The following is a 17185-nucleotide window of genomic DNA, read 5'->3' as shown; positions in this document are numbered from 1 at the left end:
CATGAAAGGTGCCGGCTCTTATGCTGCATGTCACGAATGTTGATTCGAGCGATAGACGTCGGCAATCAAGCGTAGGGGAGAGACCATCTCGCCAGTAGCTGCAACGAAAATTCCCGTCCTGTGGCCCCAAAACGTCGACCGCACCTTGGACAACCAGGCATGGTCGCATGCATGCTCCACGTTAGCCGGAAACAACCTCCCGCGAGGGCTCCGCGGCTCGGTCGGGTCCGGCGGTGCGAGGTCGCGGTGTTCCGGCTGGCGCCATGCTGATGTAATGGCACCAGGCCTGCATCATTTCGCGCCGCTTCTCAAACATGTCGCTGCGGAAGTAGGCGGCTTCTGCCTTGTTGCTCAGCGTATGCGCAAGCGCTGCTTCGGCGAGCTCGCGAGGGTAGGCAGTCATTTCGGCACACCAGTCGCGGAACGTGGAGCGGAATCCGTGAACCGTCAGTTGCGGACGGCCTGCCTTGCGCAGCAACTGAAGCATGGCCATGTTCGACAGGCCGGTTCCCGCCTTCCATCCCGGGAAAACGAAATCGCTCCTGCGTGCTTTCTTCATCTGCGTCAGAAGCTCGATCGCGCGGCTGGACAGCGGGACCCGGTGTTCGCGCTTCGCCTTCATCCGTGTCTTCGGAATGATCCATACCGCCTCCCGCAGATTGATCTCTTCCCAGGTGGCTGCGATGACCTCGCCGGTGCGCGTCGCAGTAAGAATCGTGAATTCGAGCGCTCGCGCCGTCACGCCGGGCTGCGCATGCAGCCCGGTGACAAACGCGTGGATGTCCTTGAAGGGAAGGGCTGCGTGATGTTTCTGCCGTTGTACCGAGGCGGGACGGGGCAACAGGGTATCAAGATGATTACGCCAGGTCGCCGGGTTGTCGCCGGTGCGCAGGCCGCGGGTTCTGGCCCACGCCAGCACGCGCTCCAGGCGGCCGCGTACGCGGGACGCAGTTTCGTTCTTGCTGACCCAGATCGGTTCCAGGATCTGCACGATATGCTGGGTATCGACAAGCCCGACATCGAGCTTGCCGATGACGGGCATCGCGTAAGTGTCGAGGGTATTGGTCCACTGGTCGGCGTGCTTGGGGTTTTTCCACCCCGGGCTGTGCATAGCAATATATTGTTCGGCGCACTGTGCAAAGGTGAGCCTGGCCGCAGCCGCCGCCCGCGCGGCGATGCGCGCCGCGAGTGGATCCTCGTCGCGCCCGAGCGCGTGGCGTATTGCCTCCGCTTTCTGTCGTGCCGTGCCCAGCGGGACATTCAGATAGGAACCCAGCCCCAGCTCATGGGTCCGGCCGTTTCGCGTGTACCGGAAAACCCATGATTTGCTGCCTGAACTTCTGACCTGCAGCCAGAGACCGCCGCCATCGCCGAAGTAACCGCGCTGTTTCATTTCCCGGACCATGCGGTCGGTAAGCTTGAAAAGTTTTAGGGCCATACTGTCCTCGAGCGGCGTCTACCCACGTTTTTACCCATGCCAAGACGGTCGATTTAAGCATGCGCCATCAAACGGAAATGGACAATAATTTCCTTTAAAACAAATGACTATGTGACATTGAATGATCTGGCGTGATCTGCAGTGACAAGCGGAGAAGTTCTCCGTCTCCGCCAAAGCGGAACAAAAAGCCCCGTAAGTTCGACTTACGGGGCTTTTTCCTTTTCTGACCTATATCAACCTACGGTCCAACCTACGCTGCAATTGCTATTTGCTTCAAAGCAGGTTCTCGCCGAAGGAAACTAACTACCCTCATAGCGGCCCAGCTAGCGGGTACCGATGATCGACACGCGGCGGATTGCCCGACGCGCTCACAGGCGCCGGTCTAGAACTGCGCCAAGCGGAAGCGTTGGCCAGCGCACTGCACGACTTGTTCGGGCCGTCGAGAGCGACGAGAGCCGACCTTAGGTTGATAACTGCTGAATTGGCTGGCGCATTGGAAAAGACAAAGGTTCGTCTGGTCATTTCGCAGCGATTCGTTGCGGTGACTCGGTTCGTCGCGCTGAAGTTCATTCACTGGTCTCAGTCGTCCACCGAACAACCGGCCACTGCCATTCAGGCCGCCAGCTCGAACGGTGCCCGAAAACAAGTTTTAGCGATGTGTTGGGCGATGCCATGTGAGTGCAATCAATTGCAATGGGTGGCTACATAGTCGGACACAAGCTCGGTGATGAAGTGATGGAGGTTGTCGCGCGGCTCGACATGAATGGTGCGCGTGGCAAGGTCGCGTTCGCCCGCGCACTCGACCTCGTGACCCCCGACGAACTCAGTTTTATTGAACTGCTGTCCTGACTCAGAAATTGGTGCGCGCACTGCATCAGGCAAGCCGTCGAATTCTCGCTGCCGAGATATGTCGCCAGACTGTCACGCGATGAGCGGAAAGAATTTCTGCTGGCCGTACGCGGCGACGATCCAGATAGGTCGTTCGAGATCGGAGGTACCACCCTAAGTGATCAGCAGTTCGTGCTCGCAGAGAATGAGATCGTAATGGCCGTGACGTTTCATGTGACCTGGAAGCCCGCCGCATACGATGAAACAAATCTCCGAAGCGCATGGGAAATACACACGCCACGAAATCCTTCACCGTCGTGCGGCAGTCTCGACAAATGCGAAGAACGACGAAGCGACGAAGGCGATCTTCGAGGGCAACCGATGATATTGTCGGAACTGAACCGGACATGGGCTGAGCACTCGAGTGTCTGCAAAGAACCCAATGCGAGACATCAAGACGAGAGATTGTTGTGGCGCGCATCGGATCGAACCGGTCCGTGCCCATCGTCGCTCGATCCTGCGAGCGCGTCCTGCAAGCGGGAAACGCCTGTCCGGACATCGCCATTGCCATCGAACAACAGCCGTTCCAGATGGCTGCTAAGCGTCTTGATCAGCGCCTGATACCTCGAACTGGGTACGGACGGAAACAACGAGATCTGTCTCGCCCGCGCGAGCTCATCCATCACAGCAATCACCCGGTTGCGCTGCAGAACGTACCTGTCTTCCGCGACACAATGCCGTGCGTTGCCGGCGGCGCCATGCAGCACGAAGTACTTCATCAGTTCGGGAGACGTCAATGTCTCGATCGCCTGCCACGCGCAGGCAGTGGCGCGCTCGTCGTTGCGAGATGGAATGGCGAGCAGCGCGCCGCCGAGCGGTGATACCGGAGTCATGTCGCGCGTCACGGTCGGATGCAATTGCAGGCCGATGCGCCCGCCTTTTTGCAGAAGCGTATGGCTGTCGAGCAACCCGTAACGGTTCGACCAGTGGTAGCACATCGCCGCCTTGCCGGCACCGAAAATCTGCGCGTTGCGAGTCCAGTGTACGCTGCGTGGGTTGGGCGGAGACCATGGAATCAGCTCGCGTAGATACTCGATCACGCTGCGTCCAATTTCATCGTCGACGAGCAGCACGCCGCGTTCGTCGAACGACATCTGTCCTTGCGCCCCGAGAATCTGCAGGAACGATTCGGCGAGCGGCAGCCCGGGCGCCATGTTCCACGTAATCCCCGAGCGTTCGAGCGTGCGCCGCTGAAGTCGGCTTGCGCACTTGATGACGTCGTCGAATGTCCTGGGCGGCTCGAGGCCCTCCGCCTCGAATAGATCGCGGCGATACCATAAAAAATCGAGGGCCGGCTGTAGCGGGATCGCGTAAAGTCGGTCGTCGACCCAGCCTGCCTGCCAGACGGCATCATAAAAATCGGCGTCTGAAATTCCCCCGCTTGCCTGTAACGCTTGCAGTTCGAACAGGCGGCCGTCTCGCGACAGTTCGGCGAGCCATGGGAACGGAATCGCGACCAGCACAGGGGTGTCACTGCCGATGCGGCTCGCGTCCCGGAGCGTGACGTCGAGCACCTCGCGATAGCTGTGCTGCGGATAGGTGTGCACCTGCAGTCGGTTACCCAGGAAACGCTCGATATCGGTTCGGTTGCGCTTGAGAATGTCGAACACCGGATCTTCGTAGGCGATCAGGGTGACTTCGATCCCATCGTCGAAGCCTTGAGACGCAGCGCGTGGCCATCCAACTTCCGATGCAGGCGCGAGCGTTGAAGCATCGAAGCGATCGAGCGATGTGGCGTCGCTCGCACTCACGATGAGCCGCACCGTCTGTTCGGTGATTCGGTCCAGGCGTTCGAGCAGCGTCGCCGATGGTGCGACCGTAGCACGAGCGCCGCGCCCCGGGCGGGCGCGCAATCGCAGCCACCCTTTTGCTTTCAGCGCAAACACGATCCGCCGCGCGCTCGTGCGCGGCAGCCCGGACAGATCGGCAAGCGCCGTGATCGCGGTTTCCTTGCCGTCCAGATGGTTCTGCAAGAGCGCAGCCAATACCGGCCACATCGCTTGAGCCTCATCGCCGAGTTGCGCACGCAGGATGTCGCCCAGTTTGTTTACGACAGCGATCGTCGCGCGAAGATCACGTGCATGCATGTGGGCGCCTCGTTCTGGTCAGCGACAGTATAGCCGCGCGCGCTTACCTGGTACCCAGCAAGTCTGACAATAACCATTTGAAATTAAACGAGATAACCAGAATGGACATTCGATCGTGCCGGCGTTTGCCAAGCTTGAGCCTACGATGCAGTGACGCAGCGCCTCACGGCGCGCGACGACACGAAAGACAGGAGACGACGATGAGAGGACTAGTCAAGCTGATGGCCGCATGGGCGTTGCTGCTTTGCGGCCTTCCGGCGCTTGCCGCCGGCCCCCGGTTTGTTGTGGTGACTCACGCTCCGGACGCCGACCCGTTCTGGAACGTCGTCAAGAACGGCATCGCGGATGCGCAAACCGATTTCGGCGTAACCGTCGACTACCGCAATCCGCCCAACGGCGACCTCGCCGACATGACCCGGCTGCTCGAGCAGGCGGCTGCGCGCAACTATGACGGCGTAGCCACGACGATCGCCGACTTCGACGTGATTCAGCGGCCAGTCAAGACCATCGTCGAGAAGGGGGCGCCGGTCATCACATTTAATTCGGGAAGCGAGGCACAGAGCCGTCAGCTCGGCGCGCTGTTGCATGTCGGGCAGCCCGAGTACGAAGCCGGCAAGCAGGCCGGTGAGCGCGCCAAAGCGGCGGGGATAAAAACTTTCCTGTGCGTCAACAACAACGCAACGAATCCGGTTTCGTTCGAGCGGTGCCGCGGGTTCGGCGATGCGATTGGCGTGGACTTCAAGAAGAACACGCCCGATTCGGGCAACGACCCGATCGAAGTGGAGAACAAAGTGTTTGCCGCGCTGCATACGCATCCCGAGACGCAGGCCGTGCTCGCGCTCGGACCGACGTCGGCGGTGCCTTCGCTTCGCGCGATCCGCAAGCTCGGCCTTGCTGGAAAAATCTATTTCGCGACGTTCGACCTCACGCCGGAAGTGGACAAGGCGATCGACGCGGGCACAGCCGCGTTCGCGATCGACCAGCAGCCCTATCTGCAAGGCTATATCCCTGTTGCGTTGCTCGCGATCATGAATCGTGACAACACGCGCGACGTCGCGAAAGCCTGTGCGCAGCTCAAGACCGACCCGAAATTCCAGCAACGACTGCGCGCCTATGGCCTCGCGCCGTATTTCCGCAGCAATGGGGTGGATACGGGACCGGGTTTCGTGACCCGCTCAAACGTCGCACTGGTCGAAAAGTACGCCGGCCAATATCGCTGATTGGATTTTCCATTGCGGTGCAGGCCATCGCATATCTCAATTAGCGCCATTCATGCAATTTTTGTCGAGGGGATGCCTGATGTTCCAGCTAGCCGTGTGCGCGGAGATGGTGTTTCGCGACCTGCCGTTCGTCGAGCGCGTTCGCAAGATCGCAGGCTTGGGGTTTCAAGTCGAGATCTGGGACTGGACGAAGCACGACATAAGTGCACTTGCCGCGAGCGGCGCGGTGTTTTCGTCGATGACAGGCTACATGAAAGGCGATCTTGTCACGAAGGAGGGTGCGGCCGCGTTGCTCGAAACCGCCGAATTGTCGATCGAGGTGGCAAAACGGCTGCGCTGCCCGCGCCTGAATCTGCACGGGACGGGGCTTGGCCCGGAGGGACGGCCCGTCAGCTCCGTCACGATGATGACCGGCGCGATGTGGCTGGCGGCGTATCGCACACTGGCAGACGCCGCGGAACTCGGTCGGCGCGCGGATGTGACGTTCTGCCTCGAGAACCTGAATACCGATGTCGATCATCCGGGCGTTCCGTTTGCCCGCGCGGCAGACACCCTCGCGCTCGTCGAGGCGGTTGACAGCCCGCACCTAAGGCTGAACCTCGATCTGTATCACGCGCAAATCGGGGAGGGCAATCTGATCGAACTCGTGCGGCGCGCATTGCCGTATGTCGGCGAAATCCAGGTGGCCGATGTCCCGGGACGTTGCGAGCCGGGTACGGGCGAAATCCACTACCCGGCGATCGCCCGTGCGCTGAATGAAGCCGGCTATCGAGGCACAGTCGCGCTCGAGGCGTGGGCGAGCGGCAGCGACGAACTGGCGTTGCAACGATTCAGAGACGCGTTCTCCGTTTGACGCGCAAAAAGCGGAGTGCGCGAAGTCTTCGTCCTGCGCGATCGGATGACCGATCACTATTCCCGAGCGGTCTGCTTGGGGCATTTCCTAACCATTGCAGAGGTTTTTTCATATGCTGAAGATCGCACTGCTGGGTGCCGGCCGCATCGGTCAGGTTCACGCCCGATCGATCGCCGTCCACCCCGACAGCCATCTCGCCGCGGTGGCGGACGTCGTCGCCGATGCGGCAAGGAAGCTCGCCGCTGCCTATGGTGCTGAGGCCCGTTCCGTCGACGACATCCTCGCCGACCCGGCGATCGACGCCGTGCTCATCGCGACATCGACCGACACCCATGCCGACCTGATGGAACGCGCGACGATCGCGGGCAAGGCGGTGTTGTGCGAGAAGCCCGTGGACCTGTCGCTCGAACGCGCGCAGGCGTGCCAAGCCAGCGTGAACCGCACAGGCAGAACCGTGATGATCGGCTTCAATCGCCGTTTCGATCCCAATTTCGCCGCGCTGAAATCCGCACTGGACGCCGGCGAAATCGGCAAAGCCGAGCTGTTGACGATCACGTCATTCGACCCGGCGCCGCCGCCCCTGTCGTACATCAAGGTATCGGGCGGCCTGTACCGCGACATGATGATTCACGACTTCGATACTGCCTGCTGGCTGATGGGCGGTGCACCGACGAGGATCTTTGCCACAGGCGCATCGCTCGTCGACCCGCAGATCGGCGCCGCGGGTGACGTCGATACCGCGGTTGCGACGCTGTTCTGGGAGGACGGGCGGATCGCTGTGATCAAGAACTCGCGCCGCGCCGGCTACGGGTACGATCAGCGCATCGAACTGCTCGGCTCGGGCGGGCTGCTCTCGGCGCAGAACGTGTTAGAAAATACCGTCGAAAGGATCAGTGAAGCAGGCACGCACGCGGCCAAACCTGTCTATTTTTTCCTCGAGCGCTATCAGCGCGCTTACGAAGCGGAATGGAGCGCGTTTGTTGACGCGGTGAAGGCTGGCTCGCGCGCGCCGGTGACACTGGCAGACGGCGTGCTGGCGCTGGCCTGTGCCGAAGCCGCGGGGCACTCGGCAAACAGTGGTGAAGCTGCGGCAATCACGCCGGACCTGTCTAGCATGTTCAAGATCTCGCCGTGGAACTGAAGGTGCGGGTGGAATCATTACAGACCAACAGCGAAGCGGCGATATGTGAACGTATCCATCGCGCATTCGAAGACGATGTCGATGCTGTGCTGATCAACGCCGGTGCATGGGCGCATTACAGCTATGGCCTTCGCGATGCGCTGGCCATTTTCACTTGCCCCTGATCGAGCTGCATATGTCGAACATTTACGCGTGTGAGCCGTTTCCGCACAAGTCGATTCTCGCGGATTTGTGACGGGCAGATCGGTGGTTTCCGTTCGCAAAGCTATCTGCTTGCGCTCCGGGCCGCGGTAGCTGCGGTGCAGTAGGGCCCAAGCAATGTGAGCCACGTTACTCTGCCCATATCCCTTTGTGCGGAGAACACATGCGAGGGGTCTGGGAACCAGGCGATCGTCCGCTATTCTGCACGATCCCGATCCGTGACATCTAACTCGTCTGGCGACACCCATGGACTTTGATTGCATAGCCGCGGCCTCATTTTCGGCCCCGTTGAACTATCCATGGATCAGCGCGAGTTTACCAATCAGTTGTCTGTGCCGAACCCAGCAAACGGAGAACCTCGAGCCTCTTCTATTCGTTGCACCGTGTCGAGCGTGGCGTTGCAAAACCGCGAGGTTTGCAAGCCGCTTCGTCATACGTCCGGGCCTGCCTGGAGCCGGCCAACGCGAGGAATAAATGAGCCGTTGCCGGGCGTTGTCACGACGACGACATAATTCAGAGCAGGGCGCGCCGCGCGACGACAAAGTTATGCGTTTTGCCGTTGCTTAATTGTTAAATATCGCAAGGTCATCGAGCCCTATCGGGCTTTCTATAGACAAATTAAAACGCCTATGCGAGAGTCTCACCGACAAGTTCCGGAGACTTACATTTTTTTACTTCCGGCCGCCGGCAGCCTGAAACGAGTTCATTTTTGGCTCCAGTTGAAGTCGGCCTTAAGAGATGATCTAACACATTAAGTTTCAGAAAATCCTTACATAAAGTTTCTCAATTCTGCGCCGTAACCTTGGATTAATACCCAGCTTCTTGGCCTGCGACGATCGACTCGTCGTGGCAAGGTTGCCTGCGCGCTAACCATGAATCGAGTTAGTTAGTCCAGCTTACTTGCTGTGTGTTGCACGAAAATTTCACCGTTAATTAGGTATCCAAACAGATGAAAAAGTGGAGAGTGTGATGGAGACCAGACATGAATATTTCTCGACCCAATTTGTGACAAAGGAAAACGCAATGAGCACGAACCGATATACGTTGGTTTTGAATCGCCGATCTGGCGCACGCGTAGCGGGCGCTGAGACGCAGCCCGTTGTGGACGGCGCGCCAGGGCAAGGGGAAATGGGGCAGGGTGGGAATCCGACGAGGTCCAAAGTAACACTGGCTGTATTCGCGGCGTTCATGCTTTCGGCGGGCTCCGCGCATGCTGACAACCTTGCGGTAGGCGGGGAGGTCGGTGGGACGACTGCAACGATAGGGGGGGCAACGGCTCCGTCCGCGAGCACAGGCGGGACGAATCCCGCTGTAGCAGGTGACGCGAGCAACACGAGTCAGAATACAGCGGTCGGGATCAATGTCACCGCTAATGGCGGGGCCGCAACCGCTCTTGGTGATACGGTCACAGCGAGCGGTTTCAATGCAACAGCAGTCGGTGCGAATTCTGTAGCAAATGGCATAGATGCTGTCGCATTCGGCGCTTCATCCCATGCTACGGGTAACGGCAATGCCGCGTTTGGCGCTCAGGCAACAGCCAGTGGAACGAACTCCGTCGCGGTCGGTACAGGCAGCGTTGCCGTGGGTTCCGGCGCAATCGCCGAAGGGCTGGCGGCCGTCGCCAATGGCGGAGCGGGCAGCGTAGCGATCGCAATCGGTGCAAATGCTGTCGCAACATCGACAACACCCGCGTCCCCAATCGCCATTGGCCCTGCTGCCTCTGCAACCAACGGAGAAGCTGTCGCAATTGGTAACGGCGCTGGAGCGGTAGGCGACGGCTCTTTTGCCGGAGGCGCCGGGGCAAAGGCATTGGGAACCGGCGGAGTTGCGATCGGAGGACTTTCCAGTGCTTCGGCTGTCAATTCTGTCGCACTGGGCACAGGCGCGCAGGCATCGATTACAAATTCGGTCGCGCTGGGCGCAGGATCAACGACGCAGGCTGCAACGAACGTCAACAGCGTCACACTGAACGGCGTGACGTTTGGCGGCTTCGCGGGCGCTACCCCTGCCGGAGTTGTGAGTATTGGTAATTCAACGCAGACGCGTCAACTGACAAACCTAGCCGCTGGTCGGATTAGCGCGACCAGTACCGACGCCGTGAACGGCTCACAGCTTTTCTCGATTGCGTCTCAAGTGTCCGCGCTGTCGAACAACCTGACGTCGCTCACCACCACCGTCAACACGATTTCGACAACCGGTTCGACTGGCACGACCGCCGACAATACCGGCACGGCAGTGGGCACAAACTCGGCTGTGTCCGTGCAAAACGGAACCGCGGTCGGCAATGGTTCAAACGTTTCGGGTGGCGATGGTACGGCAATCGGCACGAACTCGAGAGTCACGGCCGCGCGTGCAACTGCCATCGGCACGAATTCCAAAGTTACAGGCACGGACTCTACGGCGATCGGCACGAACAGCCAGGCCACCTCGAACAATTCGGTTGCCCTGGGTGCAAATTCAGTTGCAGATCGGGATAACACGGTTTCGGTCGGTGCGCCGGGTGCTGAGCGTCAGATTACCAACGTTGCAGACGGTACGGCTCCGACCGATGCTGTGAATGTGCGCCAGATGAATAGCGCCGTGAACAGCGTCCGTGACGATATGCAGAAGTATCGCAGGGATGCGAACGCAGGTTCGGCTTCGGCTGTCGCGCTCTCGATGCTTCCGCAAGCTCCGGCTCCTGGAAAATCTGTCGCAGGCGTGGCTGTCGGCAATTATGCCGGCCAGACGGGTTTCGCTATCGGTGTGTCTACGTATCTGCCTGGCGGTAACTGGATTCTGAAGGGCGGTGGCTCGACCAATACGCGCGGTACGGTGGCCGTAGGGGGCAGCGCTGGTTATGTCTGGTAAAGCTATGCTTCGCATAGTCAGCCTCGCTTCACCAGCTGAGTAGTCGGCCTGAGTGATTAGCCACAAAGCCCGCTGCGGCGATCGCTGCGGCGGGCATCTATTAAAAAAGGCGTAATGCTTCTAAATTTACGACTCCACACCACACGAGAAGGACGGGCAAAACGTGCCAGGTTCCAGGAGCAACGGATCACGCTGCTACGCGAGCGGAATTACAGGCCGGTCCGTGCGTCTCGCAAACAAGGCGTCACTCATCCGATTCGCTGGAAGTGGAAGGCGAGCGAGGCGCGCAGCGCGCAGCTCGAATGCACGGTACGCCGTCGCAGGGTCTTCGCCTGGCTCGCGCGCAGATCTCGCATGTTGGGGAACATCCAACACTTGCCGCGGGAGCAATGCAAGACATCGACGCAATTCAGGCTGTCGAAACTGCATCCGGCAATCCGGATTTTCGTCAACGCTACAACCCTCGCGGCGAGCGTCCGTTGGCAGGGAAAGTGCGTGGATTTGCTCCAGTGCCACGAGACTGGTCTCGAAACAGTTGCGGGCGACTGGATCAATCCGATCGACACCGCGAAGTATCAACGCGTCTATTGCAATCTTGATGCGAGGTGGAACGCTGAGGTATTCAAATGCTTCCTGCGCTGGTTGCGCAATGTACTGCGCACGGCTGGGACATTGATTCTCTACGGCACACCCGATGGAACCACGTGGGCGAGGTTGGCGCCCTTAGGCACGCCGGTGGGCATGTTCGAAATGGCAAGGTTTCCTGTCTGGTCGGATGCGTGTTGAGCTGACGGGGCGTATGAGACCGTATTTTCTGGGGAACAGATACATTATCAAGCAGCATTTATTCAACATGGAAGGGCAGCGTTTCCATCTATGACGGTGACACCGGTATCGGCTACCTCGAACTCGGTTCCTGCGACCGCGACTGCACCCTTGATGTGGTCGCTGCCAGAGAGTGCGCCAAAGAGGATACGTGCTGCAACGGGTCGCGTCTTGAATTCGCTTACGTGCAGTGCGACTGGAACTCCCGACGCCGTAACCGGAACGCCAATCTTCGTCATCTCGGCATGGAATGCTCCGAGAAGCTCGTGCTTCGCTTCAGCAGAAATCTCGAACGATGCCGTATCAATCTGCAGTTCGCTTACACCGCCGGTAAGTGCGGCGCTGACATTGTGCCCCCGGTCGGCGGGTAGAGGATTCAGGGTCGTCGCTCCCGCGCACGCGGTGAGAAGAACGACGCAAATCGCTGAAAGCAAGATGAAACGCATTTTTATTTCCCGATTGCTGTTTAGAGAATTGATGACCGGCAATGCGGGAGTCAGGGTTTGAGCCATGAGAGCGTCTGGACTTCCCGGACTGCCGGGGCTCCAATATCGTCATCGGCCGGTGAATGAATATCGGGTGGAAGAGAGAGATTCTTTAGCGTTCTAGTACCACTCGATTCCATTTGCAATATGCGCATGGCTTACGAATCATAAGGCTTTCAGTCTTATTCGCTTTACTAACCCGGCAATGTCGGTGCTCCGCCACTTAACGACTGGCATGTGCCCGCGGACTCTGCCGGTGTCATGACCGAACGTGCGGGATTTGGTCCGTTGCCAGTGCACGCCGTAGCCGCTGTGAGGACAGGCGTCATCTAGTCTGCGTCGCGGACGTCGGTAATCTTGCGCACCAATCGACAAAGCGCCGGATGACAAACCAGCGACGGCGCGCATGCGTTCGCACACGAGGCGACTTGCTGTGTCCGCTTGAGGCCATCCGACGCTCCACATGCAACGCCATGGGTAATCTTTTCGCGACACGCCGCGAGCGTCGCGGACAGAGCTTGCATGCCCAAACGATGCGCGTAATTGGCAGTCAGACAATCGTCAAACAGGCTCTGGGATTGCGAATAGTCGCGAGTACTTTCCTCTTCGTCGCAGAGTCGCGTCGCGATCTGCAAAACTTCACGTTCGGTTTCCTGCAGAAATGATTCGGACAGCGTGATTTCGGGAGCGTGACGCGAAGTCCAAAGCCGAGCGGACTCTGTGAAATGGGCAAACGAGAGCCACTTCCCGTCAATCTGCATGGACGCCAACTCCTGGGCGACCAGGTCGCTCAATAAAAACACCTTCATTGCTTATCTCATTAGGGCGCGGGCCGATACCCGATTGCAAAATGGGACCACGCACGCCTGCGCACAGCGACCCCGAACTATTCGGCGATGGCCGCGTAACGCCCGTTCCCTTCGCCAAACTTAGCCGTCGAGTATGGATGCCGGGTGTCGGTGGCAACAATGGGAGAATTCTCATTTGAGCGAGACTTTACTTAAGCGTCCAGATCCGTGCAGATAGGTTGCGTTCCGGGCTCCTGATCTCCCGCCGTATGTCTCGCGCCTCTCGCGAGCCGTTCGAGATAAGTCCACGGGAAAATGCCGCGCTCGTGGCCATCGTCGAACACCAGTTGCAGACCGTAGCCTGAGGGCCGCGCATCGAGCAGCTGCACATTGGGCGGCTGCGATGGCGCGCGTCCATCCAGCTTGCGCTTGCGGCATTGTGCGCACATGCACGCCGAGCGTAGTTCGGCAAATGGCAACCGTCCGACCGTGCCATCCGGCCAGTGCACCAACAGGGCCGCGGAAGCCGGGTCGATCGCGACGTACTCGGGCACGTTCACCGCTGACGTTCTCCGATCTGACGCAGTGCGATTCGTGCGGCCTTGCGAACCTCCGGATCGGCGTCGGCTTCCGCTGCCTGCAGCGCGGCCAGCGTTTGCACGTCGCCAATTTCGCCGATTTCGCCGAGTGCGAGCGCGGCTTCCTTGCGCACGTTGCTGATCGAATGCGAGAGAAGGGCGGCGACTTGCGTCGCGGCCGCGGCGTCGCCGATCTGCCCCAATGCGCGCAGTGCCCGCAAACGTACTTGCCAGTAAGCGTCTTCCAGCGCGTCGACCAGGGCATCACGCGATTCGGCGACGCGCAGCTTGCCGAGCGTCGTCGCCGCTTCTTCGCGCACTTGCCAGGCGTCGTCGCGCAACGCGCTGAGCAGCGCCGCCGCCGTCTCGCGGTGAGAGCGCGGCGCAAAGCCGAGCGCGGCCGTCGCGGCACGCCGGATCGTAGAGTCGGCGTCGCCAGTGGCGAGAGACGCCAACGGGCCCAGCGCAACCGGATCCTTCAGCCATCCGAGGACGCCGACCGCCTCGGTGCGCACGTTGGCGTCCGCATCGACCAGCGCTTGCAGCGCGGGTGCGAGCGCATCGACCACACGCAGTTCGCGCAACGCGCGCAACAACGCGGCGCGCACGAATGGGTCCGGCTGCTTCAGCCAGCCAAGCAATATCGCGCCCGAGGCCGCCTGCTTAAGCTCGGACAGGCTCTGCGCGGTCCTCGCACGCACGGCCGGATCGTCGTCGAGTAGTGCGCCGCATAGCGCGTTGACGACGTCGTCGCGCTCCCATGAAGCAAGCAGACGCGCGGCCTCGCTGCGTACTTCGGGCGAGGCATCATGCTGTAACGCTGCGACGATAGGCTCAATAACGTAGGCATCCTCAAGATCGGCCAGGTCGATGAGCGCGACGCGGCGTATGACCGCGTCGTCGTCAGCGAGGCGCGTTAGGAGGGCGGTCGCTTCCTCGGGCAACGGGTCGCGAGAAATAATCGGATCGGTCGAAATGGGCATGAGCGGACATGAATAGAGAAAAGGAACTCCGCGAATCGCTCAACGCAGAAGGTACGGAATCGACACTTTCACGGCACCTGTCGGGCAATCCTGCTCGCAAGGCATGCAGTACCAGCATTCGTCGAATTGCATGTAGGCCTTGCCTTTTTTCATGTCGATCGCGAGCAGGTCGAGTGGGCACACGTCGACGCATACGGTGCAGCCTTTTTCTGCAATGCACTTGCTTTCGTCGATCGTGACCGGCGCTGAGCTGCGCTGGAATATTTCGTGCGGCGTAAAAGACATCAGCTTCCTCCGTCAGACTGTTGCGGCGTCGAGCGAGGGCTCGCCGATCCGCAGGCTACGATAGGCATCGCGCTCGCTTTCGTTAAGCGCGACGATATACGGTTTGACAGCGCGCTTTTCGCTCGTCATGCGACCATTAGCGTCCTTGCGCAGATGCGTATGGCAGAACCATTGCGCATCGTCGCGCTCGGGGTAGTCCACGCGATGATGGTACAACCCCCAGCGGCTCTCGGTTCTAAAAAGCGACGCACGTGCGGCCATTTCCGCGCAATCGCGTATTGCACGCACTTCGGCGGCGCGCATCAGTTCATGCGGATGCGCGGCCGATATCGATTCGATATCCTCACTGATTTCAGCGAAGCGCTGCAAGCCGATCTCCATTTTTCGCGTGACCTTCGGCGGTTGCAGATAATCGTTCACCATGCGGCGCAGCTTGTACTCGACCTGCGCGGGCGCGATGCCGTTCTCCCGCCGCAGCGGCGCATAAATACGCGCGCGTTCCGCGTCGATCTGTTCCTGGTCGATGGCGGCGCGTTCGCGGCCCGCTACATAGTCGGCTGCGTTGTGACCCGCGAACCATCCGTACGTGAACGCACCGAGCATGTAGTTATGCGGCACGGCCGCCATGTCGCCGGCGGCATAGAGACCGGCCACTGTCGTCTCTGCGCGCGCGTTGACGTAGACGCCCGACGCGCTATGACCGCTGCAAAAGCCGATTTCCGAAATGTGCATCTCGATCATCTGTGTGCGGTAATCGGTGCCTCTTCCTTCATGAAAACGCCCGCGGCTCGGGCGTTCGTTGGTATGCAGAATCTGTTCAATCGTTTGAATCGTTTCTTCCGCGAGATGGTCGAGTTTCAGGAACACGGGGCCGTTGCCGCTTTGCAGTTCCTGATAGAACTCCCACATCATCTGGCCGCTCCAGTAATCGCATTCGATGAAGCGTTCGCCCTTGCCGTTCGCGGTAAAGCCACCGAGCGGACCGGTGACATACGCGCAGGCCGGTCCGTTGTAATCCTTGATGAGCGGATTGATCTGAAAGCATTCGAGATTCGCGAGCGCAGCGCCGGCGTGATAAGCCATTGCGTAACCGTCGCCCGCGTTGGTTGGGTTTTCGTATGTGCCCATCAGATAGCCGGAGGCCGGCAGGCCGAGGCGTCCGGCCGCACCGCAACTCAGGACGACCGCTTTCGCGCGCACCACGTAAAAATCCGCGGTGCGGCAATCGAAGCCGAGCACGCCGCAAACGCGGCCTTGCGAATCGGTCAATAGCCGCGTTGCGACAATCCGGTTGGTGATCGCCACGCGCGCGCGTTTGAGCTGCCTGTACAGCACTTTCTTGATGTCGTGGCCTTCGGGCATCGGCAGCACATACGAGCCCATGTGATGCACTTTCTTCACCGCATAGTCGCCGTTGCCGTCTTTTTCGAACTTGACGCCCCAGCGGTCCAGTTCCTCGATTGTCCTGAAGCTGTGGCGCGCGTACGCATACACCGCCTCCTGATCCACGATGCCGTCATTCGCGATCGTGATCTCGCGGGTGTATTGCTCGGGCGTCGCGTGGCCTGGAATCACCGCGTTGTTCAGGCCGTCCATGCCCATCGAGATCGCGCCGCTGCGCTTTACGTTGGCCTTCTCGAGCAGCAGCACCTTCAGCGACGGATCGCGCTCCTTCGCCTTGATGGCGGCCATCGGGCCCGCCGTTCCACCGCCGACCACCACGATGTCGTAGTCGAGTACATGTGTGTTCATCGTGCCTCCGTTGCGTTTTTGCTGCTTCCTTGCAGGTGTTTTTCGCGGTCGACGCGCAACCGGTACTGAAAGGCGTCGCCGCGAAAGTACAGATATTCGAAATCGACCGGCTGTCCTGACGCGTCATGCGTGAGACGCTCGATACGCAACACGGGGCTGCCTTCTTCGACGCGCAATGCGTCGACAATGTCCTGATCGGCGAGAATGGCGTCGATAGAAACATCGGCGTGACCGAGCGGCACACCGCAGTCGTTCTCGAGGATCAGGAATATGTCGCGCGTCGTAAGGTCCGCACTCGCCAGGCGTTTGCCGATGGCTTGCGGCACCCATGTCAATTCGAGCGATACGGGCTCGCGATTGAGCAGCCGTATGCGATGAATCTCGGTGACAGGCGCGCCTTCGGCAATGTTCAGGCGTGCAGCAACGTGGCGTCCGGCCTCGACGGTTCTGAAACTGCGCAACTGGTTGACGATTTCATAGCCCATCGACGACATGGCTTCTGCGAAGCCCTGCAAAGACGTGACGTTCTGGAACGCCTTGGGCTTGGCGACGAAGGTGCCCTTGCCATGCAGCTTGAACAGCAGGCCTTCCTTGTGCAGATCGCCGAGCGCCTGACGAACAGTGATGCGGCTCACGTCGAACATGCGGCATAGTTCGTGTTCGGACGGCATCTGCGAATGCGGCGCATAGGTGCCGTCGAGTATGCCCTCGCGCAGCACATCCTTGATCTGCGCGTAAAGCGGAAGAGGCGTAGCCGATACCATTGCGGTATCGGCTGTTACCGGCACGAGAGTCGTTTTGTACATCGCTC

General features: G+C 59.9%; 14 protein-coding genes and 1 pseudogene. 7 read left to right on the top strand and 8 right to left on the bottom strand.

The annotated features are described in order from the left end of the window. Window positions 1–181: 181 nt before the first annotated feature. A complete protein-coding gene (locus C0Z16_RS20680) occupies window positions 182–1438 on the bottom strand; it encodes a tyrosine-type recombinase/integrase (RefSeq protein ID WP_102633954.1) in 1257 nt (418 codons plus the stop codon). Between the two features lie 693 nt (window positions 1439–2131). Between C0Z16_RS20680 and C0Z16_RS37805 the strand changes: the two genes are divergently transcribed. Continuing rightward, on the top strand, window positions 2132–2287 hold the full coding sequence (locus C0Z16_RS37805) for a hypothetical protein (RefSeq protein WP_158244503.1): 156 nt from the start codon (window positions 2132–2134) through the stop codon (window positions 2285–2287). 431 nt (window positions 2288–2718) lie between these two features. Here the strand turns inward: C0Z16_RS37805 and C0Z16_RS20675 are convergent, their stop codons facing one another. Beyond that, window positions 2719–4413 carry an extracellular solute-binding protein gene (locus C0Z16_RS20675; protein ID WP_102633953.1) on the bottom strand — a complete coding sequence of 565 codons (1695 nt, stop codon included), beginning with the start codon at window positions 4411–4413 and terminating at the stop codon, window positions 2719–2721. A 200-nt stretch (window positions 4414–4613) separates the two neighbouring features. Here C0Z16_RS20675 and C0Z16_RS20670 point away from each other — a divergent pair, with 200 nt between their 5' ends. The 6 genes and pseudogenes from C0Z16_RS20670 (at window position 4614) to C0Z16_RS37450 (ending at window position 11464) form a co-directional block, all read left to right on the top strand. Next, window positions 4614–5633, top strand: a complete 1020-nt coding sequence (locus C0Z16_RS20670) for a sugar ABC transporter substrate-binding protein (RefSeq protein ID WP_102633952.1) — start codon at window positions 4614–4616, stop codon at window positions 5631–5633. A 79-nt stretch (window positions 5634–5712) separates the two neighbouring features. Then, on the top strand, window positions 5713–6486 hold the full coding sequence (locus C0Z16_RS20665) for a TIM barrel protein (protein WP_102633951.1): 774 nt from the start codon (window positions 5713–5715) through the stop codon (window positions 6484–6486). A gap of 112 nt (window positions 6487–6598) precedes the next feature. Next, window positions 6599–7627: an inositol 2-dehydrogenase gene (gene iolG, locus C0Z16_RS20660; protein ID WP_102633950.1), complete on the top strand. Its 1029-nt coding sequence runs from the start codon at window positions 6599–6601 to the stop codon at window positions 7625–7627. Continuing rightward, window positions 7603–7935, top strand: a pseudogene (locus tag C0Z16_RS20655) (type II 3-dehydroquinate dehydratase); the annotation flags it as partial. The gene iolG and the pseudogene C0Z16_RS20655, both read left to right, overlap by 25 nt. Before the next feature lie 862 nt (window positions 7936–8797). Beyond that, complete coding sequence (locus C0Z16_RS20650; RefSeq protein WP_407070685.1) at window positions 8798–10678, top strand: YadA family autotransporter adhesin; 1881 nt, start codon at window positions 8798–8800, stop codon at window positions 10676–10678. A 354-nt stretch (window positions 10679–11032) separates the two neighbouring features. Then, complete coding sequence (locus tag C0Z16_RS37450) at window positions 11033–11464, top strand: hypothetical protein (protein WP_146014327.1); 432 nt, start codon at window positions 11033–11035, stop codon at window positions 11462–11464. Window positions 11465–11526: 62 nt separating this feature from the next. Here C0Z16_RS37450 and C0Z16_RS38395 read toward each other — a convergent pair whose 3' ends face one another. From C0Z16_RS38395 to C0Z16_RS20610, 6 genes are all read right to left on the bottom strand, one after another. Then, complete coding sequence (locus tag C0Z16_RS38395; RefSeq protein ID WP_175130636.1) at window positions 11527–12015, bottom strand: hypothetical protein; 489 nt, start codon at window positions 12013–12015, stop codon at window positions 11527–11529. A gap of 973 nt (window positions 12016–12988) precedes the next feature. Further along, window positions 12989–13336 (bottom strand): DUF971 domain-containing protein, encoded by a 348-nt coding sequence (locus C0Z16_RS20630; RefSeq protein ID WP_102633946.1) that lies wholly within the window; start codon window positions 13334–13336, stop codon window positions 12989–12991. Beyond that, on the bottom strand, window positions 13333–14337 hold the full coding sequence (locus C0Z16_RS20625) for a HEAT repeat domain-containing protein (RefSeq protein ID WP_102633945.1): 1005 nt from the start codon (window positions 14335–14337) through the stop codon (window positions 13333–13335). The genes C0Z16_RS20630 and C0Z16_RS20625 overlap by 4 nt, the downstream gene beginning before the upstream one ends. A gap of 39 nt (window positions 14338–14376) precedes the next feature. Beyond that, window positions 14377–14622 carry a 4Fe-4S dicluster domain-containing protein gene (locus C0Z16_RS20620; protein ID WP_102633944.1) on the bottom strand — a complete coding sequence of 82 codons (246 nt, stop codon included), beginning with the start codon at window positions 14620–14622 and terminating at the stop codon, window positions 14377–14379. A gap of 12 nt (window positions 14623–14634) precedes the next feature. Continuing rightward, window positions 14635–16374: a fumarate reductase/succinate dehydrogenase flavoprotein subunit gene (locus C0Z16_RS20615; protein WP_102633943.1), complete on the bottom strand. Its 1740-nt coding sequence runs from the start codon at window positions 16372–16374 to the stop codon at window positions 14635–14637. Further along, window positions 16371–17180: a GntR family transcriptional regulator gene (locus tag C0Z16_RS20610; RefSeq protein ID WP_407070684.1), complete on the bottom strand. Its 810-nt coding sequence runs from the start codon at window positions 17178–17180 to the stop codon at window positions 16371–16373. The genes C0Z16_RS20615 and C0Z16_RS20610 overlap by 4 nt, the downstream gene beginning before the upstream one ends. Window positions 17181–17185: the final 5 nt, after the last annotated feature.

It is taken from the genome of Paraburkholderia rhynchosiae (assembly GCF_002879865.1).
GTDB lineage: Bacteria > Pseudomonadota > Gammaproteobacteria > Burkholderiales > Burkholderiaceae > Paraburkholderia > Paraburkholderia rhynchosiae.
This window is presented reverse-complemented; position numbering and strand designations above follow the sequence as displayed.